Origin of the sequence: Micromonospora sp. URMC 103, from assembly GCF_051386435.1 — a bacterium.
Taxonomy (GTDB): Bacteria; Actinomycetota; Actinomycetes; order Mycobacteriales; family Micromonosporaceae; genus Micromonospora.
Genome location: NZ_JBPQTR010000006.1, coordinates 682,573 through 700,456, shown reverse-complemented (window position 1 = coordinate 700,456; position 17,884 = coordinate 682,573). Strand labels below are relative to the sequence as shown.

Genomic DNA, 17,884 nt, shown 5'->3' with positions numbered 1-17,884 from the left:
ACAACCCCCACCATGGGTGGAGGGGACCGGAACGGCATGTGGTCGCTCGGTGAGCGCTACCGGCTCATCGAACAGCTCGGCGCGGGTGGCATGTCCGTGGTCTGGCGCGGTTACGACGAGGTGCTCGGCCGCCAGGTTGCGGTCAAGGTGCTCGCGTCCCGGCTGGCCGCCGACCGGGCCTTCCGGCACCGCATCCGGATCGAGGCGCAGGCCGCCGCCCGGCTCTGCCATCCGAACATCACCAACGTGTACGACTACGGGGAGGCCGAGCAGGCCGGGGTGACCGTGCCGTACGTCGTCATGGAGCTGATCGACGGCGGCTCGCTGAGCAGCCGGCTGGGCCGCGAGAGGCAGCTGCCCTGGCGGGAGGCGGTGACCATCGCGGCGGAGGTCGCCTCGGCGCTCGCCACCGCCCACGCGCGCGGGGTCGTGCACCGGGACGTCACGCCGGGCAACGTCATGCTGACCGCGACCGGCGTCAAGGTCGTCGACTTCGGCATCTCCGCCCTGGTAGGGGAGAGCGAGAAGGGCGCCGACGGCACGCTGCTCGGCACCCCCGCGTACCTCGCGCCCGAGCGGCTCGACAACGGCCAGGTCTCACCCGCCACCGACGTGTACGCCGTGGGGCTGCTGCTCTACCGGATGCTCACCGGTCGGCTGCCCTGGCAGGCCAGCACCACCACCCAGATGCTGCGGGCGCACATGTACAACGACCCGGAGCCGATGCCCGCGGTGCCGGGGCTTCCCCACGAGGTGGCCGACCTGGTGCGCCGCTGCCTCGCCAAGCGCCCCGAGCAACGGCCGCCCACCGCCGAGCTGGCCCGGACGCTCGCCGACGCGGCCGGCGTACTGGCCGTGGTGCCCGTGTCACCGGCCGCCGGACCGGTCGACCCGGCCTCGCTGGCGAACGTCGGCACGACGATCCTGCCCTGGTCGGCCGAGACCGACGCGCTTCCGTTCTCGCGTACCCGGCAGAAGCGGTCGGTGACCCGGCGCCGGCGGCTGGAGGCGGGCGCCGCGGCGGCCGGCCTCGTGGCGGTCACGGCCGCGCTGTGGGGGGTGACCGGGCGCAGCCCGGCCAGCGGCGGCACCGAGCAGCCCACCGAGGCCCGGATGGGGATGGAGAAGCCGCCCGCGTGCCAGGTGACGTACGCGATGCGCGCGGACTCGGGCAAGGACTTCAGCGCCGACCTCTCGCTGACGAACACCGGCGACCGGGAACTGCGTGACTGGGCCATGAACTTCACCTTTCCCGGCGAGCAGACGGTGACCCGGGCGACCCCGGCCTCGGCGAGCCAGGAGGGGTCGGCCGTGGTCGTACGCCCGCCTGCGGACCGGTCCGCCCTGGCACCGGGCGCCACCGAGAAGGTGAGCCTCACCGGCCGGTACACGGGAGCCAACCCGCTGCCGGTGACGTTCACCGTGGGCGGCGAGCGGTGCCAGGTGCAGGTGTCCGGGGTGGCTGGTGCCGCGCCGACGCCGGCCACCGTCACGTCGCCGGCCGCCGGCAAGGCGCCGGCCACGAAGGCGACCACGACGCGCGGTGGGTCCGGCAATTCCGGCACGTCCGGTGGGTCCGGCAGTTCCGGCGGCGGCGCGAAGCCGAAGCCGCCGAAGCCGCCCAAGCCCCCGAAGGCGGACGAGCCCGGGAAGGGGAAGTCCGGAGGTGGTCCGGGAAAAGGGTGAAGGCGGGTAAGGGTGGCCCTCACTCCAGGCCGGCGAAGCCCTGAACCTGCTCGATGCTGCCCTCCACCACCAGCACGCTTCCCGCGTCGAGCACCGTCGTGTCCGAGGCGTACCGGAACGGCTCGCCCGGCAGCTTCGCGCCGATCACCCGTACGCCGTAGCGGTCGATCGGCCGGATCTGTGCCAGTGACCGTCCCACGAGTGCGCCCGGCACCCGCACCTTGGCGACGGCGAAGTCGTCGCCGAACTCGATGAAGTCGAGCATCCGGGTGACGATCAGATGGGCCACCCGCTCGCCGGTCTCCGCCTCGGGAAAGACCACGTGGTGGGCTCCCACGGACGAGAGGATCTTGGCGTGCTCCGCCGAGGTGGCCCGCGCCCAGACCCGCGGCACACCGACCTCCACGAGGGCCAGCACGGTGAGCACGCTGGCCTCGACGGACGCCCCGATGGCCACCACGGCACGCGGGATGTCCGGCATTCCGATCTGGCGGAGCGCGTCCTCCTCCGTGGCATCGGCCTGTACCACCCGGTCGAGCCGGTCCGACCAGCGCTGCACGAGTTCCGGGTTGCGGTCGATCGCCATCACCTCGTGCCCGAGCCGGGCCAGCGACTCGGCCAGGTGCGCGCCGAATCGGCCCAGCCCGATCACCGCGACGCTGTCGTCGTTCGAGGTCCTAGCCGACAATGGGTTGCTCCTCCGGGTATCGGTACCGCCGGTGGCGGGTGTTGAGCGCGATCGCCGACCCGAGGGCGAGTGGGCCGACCCGGCCGATGAACATCAGGAGGGTGAGCACGAGCTGCCCGCTCTCCGGCATCGACGGGGCCAGCCCGACGCTGAGGCCGGTGGTGCTGAACGCCGAGGTCACCTCGAATAGCGCCTGGTGGAACCGGGTTCCCTCGGTCAGCAGGATCACCGCCACGGTGCCGAGCGCGACCAGCGCGACGCTGAGCAGGGCCACGGTGAGGGCCTGCCGCTGGCTCGCCGTGGCCACCCGCCGCCGGCCCACGGAGACGTCGGGCTCGCCACGCAGTTCGGCCCAGATGACGAACGCCAGCAGGAAGAAGGTCGAGACCTTGATCCCGCCGGCGGTGCTGGCACTGCCGCCACCGATGAACATCAGGGCCACGAACAGGGGATAGCTCTCCTCCTGGAGCGAATCGATGTTGATGACGTCGAACCCTCCGGTGCGGCTGAGCGCGACCTGGGTGAAGGCAGCCAGCGCCTTGCCACGCATGCCGTACTGGCCGATGGTCAGCGGGTTGGTCCACTCGGACAGGAGCACCCAGACGAAGCCGAAGGTCAGCAGCGTGACGGTGCCCCAGATGGTCAGCTTGGTGGCGACCGCCCAGCGGACCGGCCTCCGCCACTCGCGGACCGCCTCGAAGAGCGCCGGGAACCCGAGTCCGCCGACGATGGCGCCGAACGCCAGCGGGAGGCCCACCCAGGGATCCTGGGAGAAGGCCAGCAGGCCGTCGGTGTAGAGGGCGAAGCCGGCGTTGTTGAACGCCTGCACGGCGTGGAAGAGGCCGGTCCAGAGAGCGCGCCCGGGTGTGTAGTGGTAGGCCGTCCACAGGCGCCCGGCGACCACCGCGGTCATCACCGCCTCGCAGGCGAAGACGGTCACGGTGATCCGGCGGAGCAGGCGCGCCACGTCACCGATGCCGAACGCCTGGGTCTCGGCCTGCACGAGCAGCCGGTTGCGGAGTCCGAGCTGGCGGGACACGGCCAGGATGACGAGCGCCGCGACGAAGAGGATGCCGAGGCCGCCCAGTTGGGTCAGCACGGTGATGACCAGCAGCCCCCAACCTGACCAGTAGTTCGGGGTGTCGTTGACCGCCATGCCGGTGACCGAGAGCGCGGAGGTCGCCGTGAAGAGCGCCGTGACGAACGGCGGCCGCTGGTACTCGATGGTGGCGGGGCGGATCGACAGCAGCCCGGTGCCGATCAGGATCGGCACCAGGAACCCGAACGGCACCAGGCGTACGGGATGACGGAAGATCCGGCGCACCAGACAATCTTCCTTTCGTGCCGGTAGCGGGGTGGCCGAACGCGCAATCCGGAGATTCACCTGTCGGCCAGTCGACGACCAACTGCCGGTCAATCGAAGGCGGTCTCCTGAGGCGGTCCCCCCGACGACAGGAGACCGCGTTGCGACGTACCCTTTCCGCCCTCGGCGTGGCCGGCGCGCTGCTCGCCGCGGCCGTCGCCGTGCCGACCATGGCCGCGTCCGCCGAGCCGGCCGCGGGCCGCTCGGCCGCCGACCTCTCGGCCGCCCGGGCCGGCGACCAGCCGCTGGTCATCGGCCACCGCGGCGCGAGCGGCTACCGGCCGGAGCACACCCTCGAGGCGTACCGGTTGGCGATTCGGATGGGCGCCGACTTCGTCGAGCCGGACCTGGTATCCACGAGGGACGGCGTTCTCGTCGCGCGCCACGAGAACGAGATCTCGGGCACCACCGACGTGGCGGCACACCCCGAGTTCGCCGGGCGCAAGGCGACCAAGACCATCGACGGCGTCGCGGTGACCGGCTGGTTCACCGAGGACTTCACGTTGGCCGAGCTGAAGACGCTGCGCGCCAAGGAGCGCCTGCCGCAGGTGCGGGTCACGAACACCGCGTTCGACGGGCGGTTCGAGGTGCCGACCCTCCAGGAGGTCATCGACCTGGCCCGCACCGAGGGGCGGGCGCGGGGCCGCACCATCGGGATCTACCCGGAGACCAAGCACCCGACCTACTTCGCGTCGATCGGGCTGGCGCTCGAGGAGCCGCTCGTGAAGGTGCTGCGGGCCAACAAGCTGACCCGGGCGAACTCGCCCGTCATCATCCAGTCCTTCGAGACCGCGAACCTGCGCCGGCTCAACCGGATGACCGACGTCCGGCTGGCGCAGCTGCTCGACGCCGCCGGCCGCCCGTACGACTTCACGGTCGCCGGTGACGCCCGCAACTACCAGGACCTGGCGTCGGCGGCCGGACTGAGGTGGATCGCCGCGTACGCCGACGGCATCGGCGCCAACAAGAACCTCATCGTGCCCCGGGACGCCGCCGGCAAGCTGCTGGCCCCCACCACCGTCGTGCGGGACGCCCACCGCGAGGGCCTGATCGTGCACGCCTGGACGTTCCGGGTGGAGAACCAGTTCCTGCCGGTCGACTTCCGGATCGGCACCGACCCGAACGCCCGCGGCGACATCACCAGCGAGTACGAGCTGTTCTTCCGCCTCGGCCTGGACGGCGTCTTCACCGACCAGCCGGACACCGCGGCGGCCGCCCGCGCCGGTATCGCCTGACACCTTCCCGAGCATCACGTGAGCCGCTGGCCCGTCACCACCCCCCTCGGTGACGGGCCAGCCCCCTTCTCGCTGCTCCCGTCGGCGTGCCCTGGATGTGGTTGCTCACCGCCGCGTCGGGTGGTGTGTGCGCAACTTCAGGGATGTAGTTGCCTCCCGCGCGGTCTGAGGCCGCTACATCTCTGATGTTGTGCGGATCTTGCGCGGGGTGGGTGGCTCGTCGGCGTGGGAGGTGTGACGTGCGCGGTGAGTGGGGGTGTGTGGTGTCGGGTGGGAGGGGCTGTGGCCCGGGTCGGGCTGTCGACGCCCCCCGGATGTGGTTGCTCGCCGCCGCGTCGGGGCGGTGTGTGCGCAACTTCAGGGATGTAGTTGCCTCCCGCGCGGTCTGAGGCCGCTACATCTCTGAAGTTGTGCGGATCATGGGTCCGGGGGCGTTCGAACGCGGGCGGGGTGCGGGGGCGCACGGGGTGAGCGTGAGCCGGGCGCGCGGTGATCCACAACCCTGATCGGGGAAAAGTCGGTCCCCTTCGGACGCCGGCCCCGGCTTGCCCCAGATCTGGGGCAGGTCGACAGCGTCGGCTGGGGCAGGTGTCGACGGGGGCAGGGCGACAGCGCGTCGGTGCTACTGCGCCGGGCGGTCGGCGACGTAGGTGCCGCGCCCAGGGTGCCCGGTGATCAGTTCACGGTCGTGCAGAAGTGACAGCGCCCGGGAGGCGGTGTTCATGTGGACCTCGTAGGCTTCGGCCAGCTCGCGTGTCGACGGCAGCTTTTCGCCAGGCTTCAGTTCACCACTCTTGATCTTCGCCGTGATGTCGTTGGCGATCCGGCGGTATGGCGCTTCAGCTGTGGGCATGGGGAGACTCCGGTTTGGTTCGGCGTCTCCGATCATGCCGGCCTACACCAGTAACTGCAACAAGCCATCGTGTCGTGACGGCACGGGGTCGACCTACACAAGTAACTGGTGTAGGTTGACAGCGTCCGGCTCCGGTTGGTTCGGCAAGCCTCGGGAGCGGACGTCAGATGGGCTCCGTGGTCGTACCGCCGAGGTGGGCTGCGGTCGCGGGGCCGGCGGCCCGGCCTGCGTCCCCTATCCGCTGGCCGGGCCGCCTCCAAGCCGATCGGCCCGCAGGGGGGAACGGATGAGCCGGGAGCGGTTCGTGGTGCACCTGCCCGTGATCGCCCGCGATCTCGCCGCCGCGAAGCGGTTCGCCCGGGCGATCACCCGGGCGCTGGGCTTCCTGCCCGACGTGGATCCGGGCGAGACGACGGTGTCGGAGGAGGACGCGCAGTTCGTACGCCATCGGGTCTTCTGTGACACGCGGCTCGACGGAGGCCGCCGCTGCCCGCGCCCGGCCGACCACGACGGGCCCTGTGGCCCGGCACCGCGGTCGATGGCCGGGGCCGACACATGACGTCCGACGGGAACGGTGGTGACGCCCATCGCGGCGCGGCCGCGGAGGCGGGTATGGGCGGGCCGCTGTAAGGGCAGGCCACCCTACTTCTGTTACTTGTGTGTTGCGACCACATAGCCCGTGGGTGACGTCACTTCTAGCGTGAGCCGACAATGAGTTCCCTCCCTCCGAGTCCTCACGTGGAGTCGCAATGACGGTCCGGACGACGCGGCGGGCGTTCCTCTCCGCCGCCACGATGATGGCCGCGGCCCTGGCCGCCACGGCCTGTGGCAGCCCGCAGGACACCGCCTCCGGCGGCGGCGACAGCGCCGCCCCGATCAAGGTTGGTCTGGTGTACTCGCAGTCGGGTGCCCTGGCCAGCTACGGAAAGCAGTACATCGAGGGGTTCAAGGCCGGGCTCGACTACGCGACCAAGGGCACCAACAAGGTCGGGGACCGGGCCATCGAGATCACCGAGCTGGACGACGCCGGTGACCCGGCCAAGGCCGTCTCCGCCGCCAAGGACCTGATCGGCAAGGGCACCAAGATCATCGCTGGCTCCACGGCCTCCGGCGTGGCACTCCAGGTGGCGCCGATCGCGGCGCAGAACAGGGTCCTCTTCATCTCCGGGCCGGCCGCCACGGACGCGGTGACCGGCGCCAACAAGTACACCTTCCGCTCGGGCCGCCAGTCCTACCAGGACGTGGTGACCGCGAAGTCGTTCATCGGGGACCCGGCCGGCAAGAAGGTCGTCGTCTTCGCGCAGGACGGCGCGTTCGGTGACGCCAACGAGGCGGCCGTGAAGACCGTCATCGGTGGCGCCGGCGCCACCGTGAGCAGCGTGCGCGCCCCGGCCAGCGCCACCGAGTTCACCCCGTTCGCCAGCCAGATCAAGGCCGCCAAGCCGGACCTGCTCTTCGTCGCCTGGGCCGGCACCACCGCCCCGGCCATGTGGCAGACCCTCGACCAGCAGGGCGTGCTCTCGTCCACGACGGTCGTCACCGGCCTGGACATCCGTGCCTCCTGGCCCACCTTCGGCGCGGCCGGCACCAAGATCTCCTTCCTGTCGCACTACTTCGACGGGGCCAGCGACACCGAGGCCGCCAAGGCGCTCAAGGCGAAGGTCGGCACCGTCGACCTGTTCCACCCCGACGGCTTCGCGGCCGCCCAGATGGTGGTCCGCGCCGTGCAGGAGGGTGGGGACGACGTCGACAAGATGGTCAAGTCCCTGGAGGGCTGGAGCTTCGACGGGATCAAGGGCAAGACCACGGTCCGCGCCGAGGACCACGCCCTGCTCCAGCCCATGTACCAGGCCAAGCTCACGGGCAGCGGCACCGAGTTCACGGCCACCGCCCAGAAGAGCCTGACCGGCGACGAGACCGCGCCGCCGGTCGTGGCGATGAAGGGCTGACCTGATGCTCGCCACCCGCGGTCTGACCTGGCGGATCGGTGAGGTCGCCATCGTCGACGGCGTCTACCTCGACCTGGCGCCCGGGGAGTTCCTCGGCGTGATCGGCCCGAACGGCGCCGGCAAGACCTCGCTGTTCAACCTGATCACCGGCCTGCGCCGGGCCACGGAAGGTCGGGTGACCCTCGACGGGCAGGACATCACCACCCTCCCACCGCACCGACGGGCCCGGCTCGGGCTCGGCCGTACCTTCCAGGCGTCGTCGGTCTTCGGCTCGCTCAGCGTGCGGGAGAACGTCCGGCTCGCCGTACAGGCGCACCGCGGGGGCTCGATGAAGCTGTGGCGGCGGGCGGCGGCCGACCGGGAGGTGGCCGCCGCCGCCGACGCGGCGCTCGACCGGGTCGGCCTCGCCCACCGGGGTACGGCGCTCGCCGGCACCCTGGCCCACGGTGAGAAGCGCAAGCTGGAGATCGCGCTGCTGCTCGCCGGCGAGCCGCGCGTCATGCTGCTCGACGAGCCGATGGCCGGGGTGAGCGCCGAGGACGTGCCGGAACTCGTGACGGTGATCCGGTCACTGACCGGGGACAGCGGCCGCTCGGTGCTCATGGTGGAACACCACATGGACGTGATCCTGGAGCTGGCGGACCGCATCGCCGTGATGCACCACGGGGCGCTGCTCGCCTGCGACACCCCGGAGACGGTCATGGCCAACCCGACCGTCCAGGAGGCCTACCTCGGGGAGTCACTGTGAGCGCGAGGAACGAGCCGGTTCTCACCGTGGAGGACCTGTCGGTCCGGATCGCCGGGCTGCACATCCTCCAGGATGTCTCGTTCGCGGTGGCTCCGACCGGCGTGACCGTGCTGCTCGGTCGCAACGGCGTCGGCAAGACCACGACGTTGCGCGCGATCGTCGGGTTGACGCCGCGCAACGGCGAGGTGCGCGGCACCATCCGCATGGGCGCGCAGAGCCTGCTGGCCCGCCCCACGTACCGGCTGGTCCGCGGGGGGCTCGGCTACGTGCCGGAGGACCGGTGCGTCTTCGCCGGCCTCACCGTCACCGAGAACCTGCGGCTCGCCGAACGGCGGGGCACGACCCCGGCGTACGACAAGGTCTATGCGCTCTTCCCGGAGCTGGAGCGGCGCGGACGGCAACGGGCGGGCTCGCTCTCGGGCGGGCAGCAGCAGATGCTCGCGATCGGGCGGGTGCTGCTCAACGACAACCGGTTGCTGCTGGTCGACGAGCCGACCAAGGGGTTGGCGCCGAAGGTCGTCACCGAGGTGACCGAGGTGCTCGAACGCGTCGCGGAGGCGGTGCCGGTGCTGCTGGTCGAGCAGAACCTGGCCGTCGTACGGCGGCTCGCGCGCGACGCCGTGGTGCTCGCCGCCGGCCAGGTGGCCTGGACCGGCGACGCGCAGGAGCTGCTGCTGGAGACGGCGCTCACCAAGTCCCTGCTCGGCGTGGGCACGGGCGAGTCGCACCACGCGTCGGGCCGGGCCGCCGCGGCGGGGAAGGACGCGCACTGATGGGCACCGTGATCCTGTTGACGCTGACCGGGCTGGGCCTGGCGGCGCTCTACTTCCTGGTGGCCTCCGGGCTCTCCCTCGTCTTCGGCCTGGCCGACGTGCTCAACTTCGCGCACGGGCTCTTCCTCGGCGTCGGGGCGTACGCGACGTGGTGGGCGGCGGGCAACCTGCCGGGCGCCGGGGCCGACGGGTTCGGGTTCGTGCTCGCGGTCGCCTTCGGGGTGGCCGCCGGCACCCTCGTGGCCGTCCTCGTCGAACTGGTGCTGATCCGCCCGCTCTACTCGCGCACCATCGAACAGGTGCTCGTCACCGTCGGCCTGTCGCTGGCCGGGGTGGCCCTGCTCCAGGCCGCCTGGGGCGCCGACGCCCGGCCGTTCCCGAGGCCGGAGTGGACGCGCGGGGTGACCGGGATCCTCGGCGCGCAGGTGCCCAACGGCGGCCTGCTGCTGATCGTCGCGGCCGTGCTGGTGCTCGGCGCGCTGCTCGCCTTCCTTCATTGGACCCGCTACGGCCTGGTGATCCGGGCCGGGGTCGAGAACCGGGAGATGGTCACGGCGCTCGGCATCGACGTCCGCAAGGCGTTCACGCTGGTCTTCGCGATCGGCGGGGCCGCCGCCGCGCTCGCCGGGGCGCTGGGCGGGGTCTACTTCGGCACCGTCTCGCCCGGGCAGGGCAGTTCCCTGCTGATCTTCGCGTTCATCGTGGTGGTCATCGGCGGGATGGGTTCGGTGCTCGGGTCCGCGTACGCGGCGGTCGCCGTCGGCCTGCTGCAACAGTTCGTCAACTACTACGGCACCTCCGGCCTGGGCGACATCTGCGTGGTCGGGCTGCTGGCCGTGGTGCTGCTGCTGCGCCCGCAGGGCATCGCCGGAAAGGTGGCAACGGCATGACCGAGGTGAAGAGCCCCGAGGTACCCGCTCCGCCCGCGGCGGTGCCCGCCGAGCTGACCCCGGGGCGGGGCCGGTGGCACCGGGCACGCCCGTTCCTGCCGCTGGTCGCGCTGCTGGTCGCGGCGATCCTGCCGTACTCGACGGTGCAGCTCCCCGGGATCTTCGAGGGTCCGCTGAACTCTCCCGGCACCCTGCAACTGCTCGCCATCTGCCTGGTCTTCGGTGGTCTCGCCGCCGGGTACGACCTGCTCTTCGGCCGGACCGGGATGCTCTCCTTCGGGCATGCGCTCTACTTCGCGGCCGGCGTGTACGGCACCGACGTGCTCGTCACGAAGGCAGGACTGCCGCTGTGGCAGGCGGCGCTGCTCACGATCAGTGGCGGCACCATCCTCGCGGCGCTGCTCGGCGCCGTGGCGCTGCGTACGGTCGGGATCGCGTTCGCCATGGTGACGCTGGCCTTCGCGCAGGTCGGCGCGATCCTGGTGGCCCGCGACTTCGGCGGGCTGACGGGCGGCGAGGAGGGCCTGCCCCTGGACGTCTCCGGGCTGCCCGCCGGGCTGGTCGGCGTGACCAACACGGTGAACCTGTACTGGCTGGCGCTCGCCTACCTGGCCGTGGTCGTGTTCGTGGTGCACCGGGTGAGCGGCTCGCCGACGGGGCGGGTGCTGGCCGGCCTGCGCGACGACGAGCGGCGCATCGGCGTGCTCGGCCTCGACCCGTACCGCTACAAGCTGGTGGCGTTCACGCTGGCCGGCGGGCTCGCGGCGGCCGGGGGAGTGGTCTACTGCCTCATCGTCGGCGGGGCGTCGCCGCACATCACCTCGTCGGAGCTGACGCTGTCGCTGCTGGTCATGGTGGTGCTCGGCGGGCCCGGAACCCGGTGGGGACCGGTGCTCGGCGGCATCCTCTACATGTACCTGGACCACCGGCTCACCGCGTTCGGCAGCTCGGCGGCGGTCGACTCGCTGCCCGCGGTGCTCAGCCGCCCGCTCTCCCAGCCACTGTTCGTGCTCGGCACGATCTTCATCCTGGCCGTGTACTTCTTCCCGGGCGGCCTGGCCAGCCTCACCCCCCGCCTGACCCTGCTGCGCCGCTCCCTGGGGAGGTCTCCGGGGAGGAGCGGCACCTGACGGCAGGGAGGCGACGCGGCCCCCCGTGTGGGCGCGTCGCCTCCCTCGTACCGTGGTGGGTCAGCCGTTCAGCAACTCGTACGCCGCGGCCGGCGCCTCCTGTGCGGCGGTGCCGGTCGGCGCGGTGACCTTGGGCGCGGTGCCGTAGTCGCGGTACTGCACCAGGTACTCGTACGCCTTCCGACCACCCGCGGCGGGCACCTGGAGGGAGAGCGCGGCGAGATTGCCGTCCGGGCCGACCTGCGCCGTGAACGGCACGGCCGCGGCCTTCGCACCGAGCGCGGTCATCTCCTCCGCGTCCAGCACCTTCGCCGCCTCGCCGGAGGTGAGGTCGATCGTGCCGGCGTACCGGCGATCGGCCTCCTCCTTCACCTCCGTCGCCGCCTCGATCAGCGGGCCGGCGTTGCCCAGGTCCGCGCCCTCGTAGACCGGCGCGCTCTCGGCGTCGGTGATGCGGGCGCGGTCCAGCCGTAGCCACCGGTCCGGGAGCTTGGGGAAGCCGGTGAGGCCCTTCGTGTTGCTGAACTTCACCTTCATCCAGGCCTCGTCGGCCACGATCCGGAACGACAGCGTCGTGGTGAAACCCAGGTCGGCGTCCTTGACCGCGGTGGTGATCTCGGCGCCCTTCGCGGCCGGGTCGACCACACCGGACAGGGTGCTGGAGGAATCGCGCCCGGAGAAGCGGATCGTTCCCTCCGTGCCGTCCGGCACGGCGGCGAGCAGGGCCTCCTTCGGCGTCATGGCGGCGCTGGGCTGCTGCCCCGGCTCGGCCGCCCGGTCCGTCCCACCGCCGGGTCCACAGCCGCCGGCAAGGGCGGCCACGGCCAGGGCGGCGCTCGTGACGGTGGCCCGACGGAGGAATCCGACGGTACGGGTGCGCTCTGTCATCGCGGTTCTCTTTCTCGCAGTTCCGGCGGTTGCCGATGACGATGCTGGGGGCCGTCGCTGCCGAATCGCTGCGGTTATGCTTCGGTCGGACTGCCGGTGCTGCGGTCCGACTGTCGTGCGGCTGCCGCCGACGGGAACGGGGGCTGTCAGGAGCGGGAATTCGCATGTCAGGAACGCTGCGCTTCGAGGTCCTCGGTCCCCAGCGCGCCTGGTACGGCGAACGGGAGCTCGACACCGGGCCCGGCAAACAGCGCGCCGTCCTGGCGGTCCTGCTGCTCTCGCCGGGCCGGCCCGTGCCCACCGGGCAGATCATCGAGGCGGTCTGGCCGGAGGACCCGCCGGCGAACGGCCCGAACGTGGTGCAGAAGTACGTGGCCGGCCTGCGTCGGGTGTTGGAGCCGGGCCGTTCCCCACGTACGCCCGGGCAGGTGCTGACCCTGACCGACGCGGGCTATCTGCTGCGGGTGCCGCCCGAGTCGGTGGACGCCGTGCGGTTCGAACGCGATGTGCGGCGGGCGCAGCGGTTGCGCTCGGAGGGCCGAACCGCACAGGCGGTCGCCGAGCTGCGGTCGGCGCTGGAGTCCTGGCGCGGTGAACCGTTCGCCGGGTTGCCCGGTCCACTGTTCGATTCGGCGCGGCATCGGCTGGTGGAGCTGCGGGCCGCTGCCCTGGAGACGCGCGCCGACCTCGACCTCGACCTCGGCCGGCACCGGGAGCTGGTCGGTGAGCTGGTGGAGCTGGTCGCCGACTTCCCGCTGCGGGAACGGCTGCGGCACCAGCTCATGCTGGCGCTGTATCGCAGTGGCAGGCATGCCGAGGCGCTCGCCGCCTACCGGGATCACGCCGACCTGCTGCGCGAGGAGTTCGGCATCGAACCGGGTGAGGGGCTCCAGGAGCTGCACCGGCGCATCCTCCGCTCCGACCCGACCCTGCTGCCCGCCGCGGAGGTGGCGGCGTCGCCCGCCGAGCCTGCCGTAGCCCCGCCGCCGGACGTGCCCGCGGCGCCCGCATCGTCGCCCGCCGCGCCCGCATCGTCGCCCGCGGCGCCCGCATCGTCGCCGGCCGTGCCCGGAACGCCGCCCGCCGTGCCGGCAGCGCCCGAACCGCCGCCGGCGGCGCCGGCTCCGCCCGTGTCGCCGCCGGCCATGTCCGCCGAGCCGCCGGTCCACCCGACCGTGCTGCCGGCACCCGCCGGACAGGGCGCGGCTCCGCCCGGTGGCCCGGCCGCGCCGCCGTCCGACGCGCGGATCCTGCCGACGTCCGCGGTGCCGCCGCCGCTCGGCGCGCCATCCGTCGACCCGGCGTCCCTTCCGCCGTACGTCCCACCGGCGCCCACGCCCTCCCCGCTCACCGACCCGGTGCCGTCGCAGCGCGGGACACGGCGTGGGACCACGGCGCCCCGGTGGGCGAGTGCCACCGCCACGGTCGTCGGCACCCTCCTCGTCCTGCTCTCCTTCGGTTGCTCGACCTGGCTGGTGATGCTCGCGTACGCCGCCTGGCGGCGCAGCTGGCGGCTCGCGCTCGCCGGCGTCGGCTACCTGGCGCTGGTCGTCGTCGAGCTGTCCCTGCTCGACCTCGAGAATCCCGAGGCCGAGCCGCCCATGGCCACGGCGGCGCTCTTCGTCGGGCTGGCGGCGATCAGTCTGTTCGTCGGGGCGGCACACGTGATCGTGCTCAACCGCGGGGTCTGGGCGACGCTCACCGGAGGAAAGAGCATCGCCAAGAGCCGGGAGGAGGAGCGTCGCCTCCGGCGCGAGCACTCCCGCTACCTGCTCTACCACTACCCGGCGGCCCGGGGCGAGCTGCGGATCGGGCGTCCCGACCTGCCCCGCTCCTTCGACGACGGCGGCCTGATCGACGTCAACTCGGTACCGGAGCACGTACTCGCCAGGCTGCCCGGCCTGAGTGCCGACCAGTGCCGGCACCTGGCCGTGGACCGTTGGCTACGCGGCCCGTACGCCTCGATCGAGGAGCTCGCGGGCCGTTGCATGCTGCCGCCCAACCTCACCGAACCCCTCCGCGACCTGCTCGTCTTCCTGCCGCCGATGTCGGTTCGCACCGGGGGGCCGGCGGCCCCGCCCGAATCCTGACCAGGATCTCCGGCGGCGGGCATGGTGTCGTCGGTCGTCGCTGGTAGAAATGCCGGATGAGCCAGGATCGGGTGGCGGTGCGGGAGCGGGCCGAGGCGGTGCTGCGGCGGCTGGCCGGCGAGCACGCCCGGCTCCGCGAGGACCAGTGGCGGGCCATCGAGGCGCTCGTGGTCGACCGGCGCCGGGTGCTCTGCGTCCAGCGCACGGGCTGGGGCAAGTCGGCCGTCTACTTCGTGGCCACCGCCCTGCTGCGCGACCGGGACCTCGGCCGGGACCGCGACCGGGACGGCGACCGCGTCCCGACCGGGCCGACCGTGATCGTCTCGCCCCTGCTGGCGCTCATGCGCAACCAGGTCGAGTCGGCGGCGCGGGCGGGGATCCGCGCCCGCACCATCAACTCCGCCAATCTGGAGGAGTGGGACGAGATCACCGCCGAGATCCACGCCGGGGCGGTGGACGTGCTGCTCATCAGCCCGGAACGCCTCAACAACCCGGACTTCCGCGACGGGGTGCTGCCGAAGCTCGCTGCCACGACCGGGCTGCTCGTGGTGGACGAGGCGCACTGCGTCTCCGACTGGGGGCACGACTTCCGCCCGGACTACCGGCGGCTGCGGACCTTCCTGGGCAACCTGCCGGCCGGCACGCCCGTGCTCGCCACCACCGCGACCGCCAACGCCCGGGTCACCACGGACGTCGCCGAACAACTCAGCACGGGTGACGGCAGCGACGCCCTCGTCCTGCGCGGCGCACTCGACCGCGAGTCACTGCGTCTGGGCGTCCTCGACCTGCCGAGCCCGGCACACCGGCTGGCCTGGCTCGCCGACCACCTCGACCGGCTGGCCGGCTCCGGCATCGTCTACACGCTGACCGTGGCCGCCGCCGGGGAGACCGCCGAGTTCCTGCGCTCCCGTGGCTACGCCGTAGCCGCGTACACCGGACAGGCCGACGACGCCGACCGGCGGGCCGCCGAGCAGGACCTGCTGGACAACAAGATCAAGGCGTTGATCGCGACGAGCGCGCTCGGGATGGGCTTCGACAAGCCCGACCTCGGCTTCGTGGTGCACCTCGGCGCCCCGCCCTCGCCGATCGCGTACTACCAGCAGGTCGGTCGCGCGGGCCGCGCCGTGGAGCACGCCGAGGTGCTGCTGCTCCCCGGTGCCGAGGACGCGGCCATCTGGCGCTACTTCGCCTCGCTCGCCTTCCCTCCCGAGGAGCAGGTACGGGCCGTGCTGGCCGCCCTGCACACCGACCGGCCGCTCTCCACCCAGGCCCTGGAACCCCTGGTCGACCTGCGCCGGGCCCGGCTCGAGCTGATGCTCAAGGTCCTCGACGTGGACGGCGCGGTGCGCCGGGTGCGCGGCGGTTGGCTCGCCACGGGCGAGCCCTGGACCTACGACGAGGCCCGGTTGCGCCGCGTCGCCGCCGCACGCACCGCCGAGCAGCAGGCCATGCGGGAGTACGCGACCACGACGAGCTGCCGCATGCGCTTCCTCCGGGAGTGCCTGGACGACGCCGACGCTACCGACTGCGGCCGGTGCGACCGGTGCGCCGAGCCGTTGTTCACCACCGACGTGTCGGCCGAGGCGCTGACCGGCGCGCAGACGTTCCTCGGCCGCCCCGGCGTGGAGATCCCGCCGAAGAAGCTGTGGCCCACCGGGCTGGACGCGGTCGGCGTACCCCTGAAGGGACGCATCGCCCCCGCAGAGCAGGCGCTGCCGGGGCGGGCCGTGGGCCGGCTCTCCGACCTCGGCTGGGGCGCGCGGCTGCGCGCCCTCACCGGCCCGGACGCCCCCGACGCCCCGGTCCCCGACGACGTGGCCGCCGCCGTGGTCGAGGTGCTGAAGGCGTGGGCGCACGGCGACGATCCCTGGCCGCGCCGGCCCGTCGCCGTCGTGGCGGCCGGCTCCCACCGGCGGCCCCGCCTGGTCGGCTCGCTCGCCGACCGGATCGCCGCGGTCGGCCGGCTGCCGCTGCTCGGCCAGCTTCCGCCGGCCGCCGCGGCCGCCGGGGGCGCGCGGGGAAACAGCGCCCAGCGGGTACGCGCGCTGCACGACGCCTTCACCGTGCCGGCCGATCTGGCCGCCGCGCTCGCCGACCTGGGCGGCCCGGTGCTCCTCGTCGACGACCTGGTCGACTCGGGCTGGACCATGACGCTCCTCGCCCGCGCCCTCCGCCGCGCCGGCGCCCCCGACGTGCTGCCGCTCGCGTTGGCCGTCGCCGGCTGAGCCGCGGTGACGCGCCGCCCGGTTCCCGTCGGGCGGCGGGTGGGAAAAGTTCCCGTGCCCGGTGAGGTGCGACCGTCGCCACGCCGCCCGGAGACCGGCGGGCCCCGGCCCGGCCCGGCGGTACCGTGGGCGGCATGGATGAGCAGCCCGTCAGCCGCACGTACGCCGTCACCGGCATGACCTGCGAGCACTGCGTCCGCGCGGTCACCGACGAGCTGTCCACGCTCCCCGGCGTGCGGGAGGTCCGCGTCGACCTGCGCCACGGGACCGCCACGGTCACCAGCCTCGGGCCGCTGCCCGACGACGTGGTGCGGGCGGCCGTCGACGAGGCCGGCTACGAGCTGGGCGACGGCGGTGCCTGACCAGGTCTCCGCCGCGCCCGACCGCAGCACGCTCCGGTTGGCCCTCGCGGTCGGCGGGCTGGTGCTCGCCGTGCTGCTCGGCTTCGGTCTGGGACGGCTCAACTCCGGCGGCGCCGCCACGGCGGTCGGCCTGGAGACGACCGACCACACGCATCCGCCGGGCACCGCGCCCCACGACCACGGCGCCGTCGCCGACGGGTCCGCGAGCACGGACGCCGGTGGGCTGGCGATCAGCGCCGCCGGGTACACCCTCGCCCCGCTGACCACCGGGTTCACCGCCGGGCGGGCGGAACCCTTCCGGTTCCAGATCCGGGACGCGCAGCGCCGGCCGGTCACCCGGTTCGCCGTCGTGCACGACAAGCCCCTGCACCTCATCGTGGTGCGTCGCGACCTCACCGGTTTCCAGCACCTGCACCCCACGATGGCGCCCGACGGCACCTGGTCGGTGCCGCTCACCCTGCCCCAGCCGGGCACCTGGCGCGCGTACGCCGACTTCACCACCGTCGCCGACACCGGCGCGCAGACGGCGTTGACCCTCGGCGTCGACCTGACCGTTCCCGGCCGGTACGACCCGCGCCCGCTGCCGGCCGCCGCCACCTCGACCACCGTGGGCGGGTTCACCGTCGAGTACGCGGGCACCCCGCAGGCGGGCGCCACCGTGGCGCTGACGTTCCGGATCACGGCCGACGGCGCCACCGCCCCGGTGGAGCGCTATCTCGGGGCGTACGGCCACCTGGTGGCGCTGCGTGAGGGTGACCTCGGCTACCTGCACGTGCACCCCGAGTCGCAGCTCGTCGACGGGGCGGTGCGGTTCTCGCTGACCACGCCGGGCCCCGGCCGCTACCGGCTCTACCTCGACTTCCAGGTCGCCGGAGTGGTGCGGACCGCGGAGTTCACGGTCACGGTGCCGTGACGAGGACCGGCGGGGGGTGGTGCGCCCGCCCGCCGCGCGGGTCGGGCCGATGTGGCCGGCGGGTCCCGGGGACTTCGTTCAGCGGGGCCGC

General features: G+C 73.0%; 16 protein-coding genes. 12 read left to right on the top strand and 4 right to left on the bottom strand.

Going from position 1 to position 17,884, the window contains the following annotated elements; all coding sequences use genetic code 11:
- The first annotated feature begins 12 nt into the window (after positions 1 to 12).
- Entirely contained in the window at positions 13 to 1,686 is a 1,674-nt protein-coding gene (locus ACSNOA_RS29575; RefSeq protein WP_436663041.1) for a protein kinase domain-containing protein, read from the top strand.
- A gap of 19 nt (positions 1,687 to 1,705) precedes the next feature.
- Here ACSNOA_RS29575 and ACSNOA_RS29570 read toward each other — a convergent pair whose 3' ends face one another.
- The gene (locus ACSNOA_RS29570) at positions 1,706 to 2,374 is read right to left on the bottom strand and encodes a potassium channel family protein (RefSeq protein WP_436663040.1); all 669 of its coding nucleotides are present in this window, start codon (positions 2,372 to 2,374) and stop codon (positions 1,706 to 1,708) included.
- The gene (locus ACSNOA_RS29565) at positions 2,364 to 3,698 is read right to left on the bottom strand and encodes a TrkH family potassium uptake protein (protein WP_436663039.1); all 1,335 of its coding nucleotides are present in this window, start codon (positions 3,696 to 3,698) and stop codon (positions 2,364 to 2,366) included. Before ACSNOA_RS29565 ends, ACSNOA_RS29570 begins: the two co-directional genes overlap by 11 nt.
- 140 nt (positions 3,699 to 3,838) lie before the next feature.
- Between ACSNOA_RS29565 and ACSNOA_RS29560 the strand changes: the two genes are divergently transcribed.
- A complete protein-coding gene (locus tag ACSNOA_RS29560) occupies positions 3,839 to 4,972 on the top strand; it encodes a glycerophosphodiester phosphodiesterase (protein WP_436663038.1) in 1,134 nt (377 codons plus the stop codon).
- A 622-nt stretch (positions 4,973 to 5,594) separates the two neighbouring features.
- Here the strand turns inward: ACSNOA_RS29560 and ACSNOA_RS29555 are convergent.
- Positions 5,595 to 5,825, bottom strand: a complete 231-nt coding sequence (locus ACSNOA_RS29555; protein ID WP_436663037.1) for a GntR family transcriptional regulator — start codon at positions 5,823 to 5,825, stop codon at positions 5,595 to 5,597.
- A gap of 286 nt (positions 5,826 to 6,111) precedes the next feature.
- Here ACSNOA_RS29555 and ACSNOA_RS29550 point away from each other — a divergent pair, with 286 nt between their 5' ends.
- The 6 genes from ACSNOA_RS29550 (at position 6,112) to ACSNOA_RS29525 (ending at position 11,315) form a co-directional block, all read left to right on the top strand.
- A complete protein-coding gene (locus tag ACSNOA_RS29550; RefSeq protein ID WP_436663036.1) occupies positions 6,112 to 6,384 on the top strand; it encodes a hypothetical protein in 273 nt (90 codons plus the stop codon).
- A gap of 190 nt (positions 6,385 to 6,574) precedes the next feature.
- Positions 6,575 to 7,774: a substrate-binding domain-containing protein gene (locus ACSNOA_RS29545; protein ID WP_436663035.1), complete on the top strand. Its 1,200-nt coding sequence runs from the start codon at positions 6,575 to 6,577 to the stop codon at positions 7,772 to 7,774.
- A 4-nt stretch (positions 7,775 to 7,778) separates the two neighbouring features.
- Complete coding sequence (locus ACSNOA_RS29540; RefSeq protein ID WP_436663034.1) at positions 7,779 to 8,522, top strand: ABC transporter ATP-binding protein; 744 nt, start codon at positions 7,779 to 7,781, stop codon at positions 8,520 to 8,522.
- On the top strand, positions 8,519 to 9,295 hold the full coding sequence (locus ACSNOA_RS29535) for an ABC transporter ATP-binding protein (protein ID WP_436663033.1): 777 nt from the start codon (positions 8,519 to 8,521) through the stop codon (positions 9,293 to 9,295). The genes ACSNOA_RS29540 and ACSNOA_RS29535 overlap by 4 nt, the downstream gene beginning before the upstream one ends.
- Positions 9,295 to 10,185 (top strand): branched-chain amino acid ABC transporter permease, encoded by an 891-nt coding sequence (locus ACSNOA_RS29530; RefSeq protein ID WP_436663032.1) that lies wholly within the window; start codon positions 9,295 to 9,297, stop codon positions 10,183 to 10,185. The genes ACSNOA_RS29535 and ACSNOA_RS29530 overlap by 1 nt, the downstream gene beginning before the upstream one ends.
- Positions 10,182 to 11,315, top strand: coding sequence for a branched-chain amino acid ABC transporter permease (locus ACSNOA_RS29525; RefSeq protein WP_436663031.1), 1,134 nt, complete (start codon positions 10,182 to 10,184; stop codon positions 11,313 to 11,315). The genes ACSNOA_RS29530 and ACSNOA_RS29525 overlap by 4 nt, the downstream gene beginning before the upstream one ends.
- Positions 11,316 to 11,375: 60 nt before the next feature.
- On the opposite strand, the gene ACSNOA_RS29520 is transcribed toward ACSNOA_RS29525, so the two are convergent.
- The gene (locus ACSNOA_RS29520) at positions 11,376 to 12,203 is read right to left on the bottom strand and encodes a hypothetical protein (RefSeq protein WP_436663030.1); all 828 of its coding nucleotides are present in this window, start codon (positions 12,201 to 12,203) and stop codon (positions 11,376 to 11,378) included.
- 164 nt (positions 12,204 to 12,367) lie between these two features.
- Between ACSNOA_RS29520 and ACSNOA_RS29515 the strand changes: the two genes are divergently transcribed.
- The 4 genes from ACSNOA_RS29515 (at position 12,368) to ACSNOA_RS29500 (ending at position 17,793) form a co-directional block, all read left to right on the top strand.
- Entirely contained in the window at positions 12,368 to 14,293 is a 1,926-nt protein-coding gene (locus tag ACSNOA_RS29515; RefSeq protein ID WP_436663029.1) for a BTAD domain-containing putative transcriptional regulator, read from the top strand.
- Between the two features lie 56 nt (positions 14,294 to 14,349).
- Positions 14,350 to 16,518: a DEAD/DEAH box helicase gene (locus ACSNOA_RS29510; protein WP_436663028.1), complete on the top strand. Its 2,169-nt coding sequence runs from the start codon at positions 14,350 to 14,352 to the stop codon at positions 16,516 to 16,518.
- A gap of 134 nt (positions 16,519 to 16,652) precedes the next feature.
- Positions 16,653 to 16,880: a heavy-metal-associated domain-containing protein gene (locus ACSNOA_RS29505; protein ID WP_436663027.1), complete on the top strand. Its 228-nt coding sequence runs from the start codon at positions 16,653 to 16,655 to the stop codon at positions 16,878 to 16,880.
- Positions 16,873 to 17,793, top strand: a complete 921-nt coding sequence (locus tag ACSNOA_RS29500; protein ID WP_436663026.1) for a hypothetical protein — start codon at positions 16,873 to 16,875, stop codon at positions 17,791 to 17,793. The genes ACSNOA_RS29505 and ACSNOA_RS29500 overlap by 8 nt, the downstream gene beginning before the upstream one ends.
- Positions 17,794 to 17,884 lie beyond the last annotated feature (91 nt).